We start from the raw sequence: 1,374 nt of genomic DNA on the forward strand, positions 1-1,374 counted from the left end.
CACACCCGTTCCCATACCGAACACGGAAGTTAAGCTCTCTAGCGCCGATGGTAGTTGGGACCTTGTCCCTGTGAGAGTAGGACGTTGCCAGGCAAAATGGAGGATTAGCTCAGCTGGGAGAGCACCTGCCTTACAAGCAGGGGGTCGGCGGTTCGATCCCGTCATCCTCCACCATATATGTCGGAGGGGTAGCGAAGTGGCTAAACGCGGCGGACTGTAAATCCGCTCCTTCGGGTTCGGCAGTTCGAATCTGCCCCCCTCCACCATTCTTAATTAATGGGCTATAGCCAAGCGGTAAGGCAACGGACTTTGACTCCGTCATGCGCTGGTTCGAATCCAGCTAGCCCAGCCATTAAGAGCCATTAGCTCAGTTGGTAGAGCATCTGACTTTTAATCAGAGGGTCGAAGGTTCGAGTCCTTCATGGCTCACCATTTTAACAAAATATGCGGGTGTGGCGGAATTGGCAGACGCACTAGACTTAGGATCTAGCGCCTTTGGCGTGGGGGTTCGACTCCCTTCACCCGCACTTTTAATAAAATAACTCATACATGTCTTGCGGAAGTAGTTCAGTGGTAGAATACAACCTTGCCAAGGTTGGGGTCGCGGGTTCGAATCCCGTCTTCCGCTCCAATTTTCAATATGACATGCCGGGGTGGCGGAACAGGCAGACGCACAGGACTTAAAATCCTGCGGTGGGTGACCACCGTGCGGGTTCGACCCCCGCCCTCGGCACCATATGCGCCCGTAGCTCAATTGGATAGAGCGTTTGACTACGGATCAAGAGGTTAGGGGTTCGACTCCTCTCGGGCGCGCTTTTAATAACGGGAAGTGGCTCAGCTTGGTAGAGCACCTGGTTTGGGACCAGGGGGTCGCAGGTTCAAATCCTGTCTTCCCGATATTCCCAAAAACATGGGGCCTTAGCTCAGCTGGGAGAGCGCCTGCCTTGCACGCAGGAGGTCAGCGGTTCGATCCCGCTAGGCTCCACTTTATTTATTATATGTCTCGGAGGTATACCCAAGTTCGGCTGAAGGGATCGGTCTTGAAAACCGACAGGCGGTGAGAATCGCGCGGGGGTTCGAATCCCTCTACCTCCTCCATTTTCTTTTAAAATGGTTTAGACATAAATAATAAAATATTTTTTCCTTCATGGAGGTATACCCAAGTTCGGCTGAAGGGATCGGTCTTGAAAACCGACAGGCGGCGAGAGTCGCGCGGGGGTTCGAATCCCTCTACCTCCTCCATTTTTTCTAAAGTAAATATTTTATCATCGCGGGGTGGAGCAGCACGGTAGCTCGTCGGGCTCATAACCCGAAGGTCGCAGGTTCAAATCCTGTCCCCGCAACCAAATGGTCCCGTGGTGTAGTGGTTAACAT

At 52.8% G+C, this 1,374-nt stretch carries 13 tRNA genes and 1 rRNA gene; all 14 read left to right on the forward strand.

Features of this window, described 5'->3' with window-relative positions:
* Window positions 1-93, forward strand: a 5S ribosomal RNA gene (rrf, locus tag MR083_RS26555); the annotation flags it as partial.
* A gap of 5 nt (window positions 94-98) precedes the next feature.
* Window positions 99-174: transfer RNA gene (locus MR083_RS26560), tRNA-Val, on the forward strand.
* Window positions 175-182: 8 nt separating this feature from the next.
* Window positions 183-266 (forward strand) — tRNA-Tyr (locus MR083_RS26565).
* A gap of 11 nt (window positions 267-277) precedes the next feature.
* Window positions 278-352, forward strand: a tRNA-Gln gene (locus tag MR083_RS26570).
* Window positions 353-356: 4 nt separating this feature from the next.
* A tRNA-Lys gene (locus tag MR083_RS26575) sits at window positions 357-432 on the forward strand.
* 14 nt (window positions 433-446) lie between these two features.
* Window positions 447-527 (forward strand) — tRNA-Leu (locus MR083_RS26580).
* Between the two features lie 29 nt (window positions 528-556).
* A tRNA-Gly gene (locus MR083_RS26585) sits at window positions 557-631 on the forward strand.
* Between the two features lie 16 nt (window positions 632-647).
* Window positions 648-736 (forward strand) — tRNA-Leu (locus MR083_RS26590).
* Window positions 737-739: 3 nt separating this feature from the next.
* Window positions 740-813: transfer RNA gene (locus MR083_RS26595), tRNA-Arg, on the forward strand.
* A gap of 10 nt (window positions 814-823) precedes the next feature.
* Window positions 824-897 (forward strand) — tRNA-Pro (locus MR083_RS26600).
* Between the two features lie 15 nt (window positions 898-912).
* Window positions 913-985: transfer RNA gene (locus MR083_RS26605), tRNA-Ala, on the forward strand.
* A gap of 20 nt (window positions 986-1,005) precedes the next feature.
* Window positions 1,006-1,098: transfer RNA gene (locus MR083_RS26610), tRNA-Ser, on the forward strand.
* A gap of 51 nt (window positions 1,099-1,149) precedes the next feature.
* A tRNA-Ser gene (locus MR083_RS26615) sits at window positions 1,150-1,242 on the forward strand.
* A gap of 27 nt (window positions 1,243-1,269) precedes the next feature.
* Window positions 1,270-1,346, forward strand: a tRNA-Met gene (locus MR083_RS26620).
* Window positions 1,347-1,374 lie beyond the last annotated feature (28 nt).

This window comes from Bacillus cereus group sp. BfR-BA-01408 (genome assembly GCF_022663305.1).
In the GTDB taxonomy this organism is placed as follows: domain Bacteria; phylum Bacillota; class Bacilli; order Bacillales; family Bacillaceae_G; genus Bacillus_A; species Bacillus_A pacificus.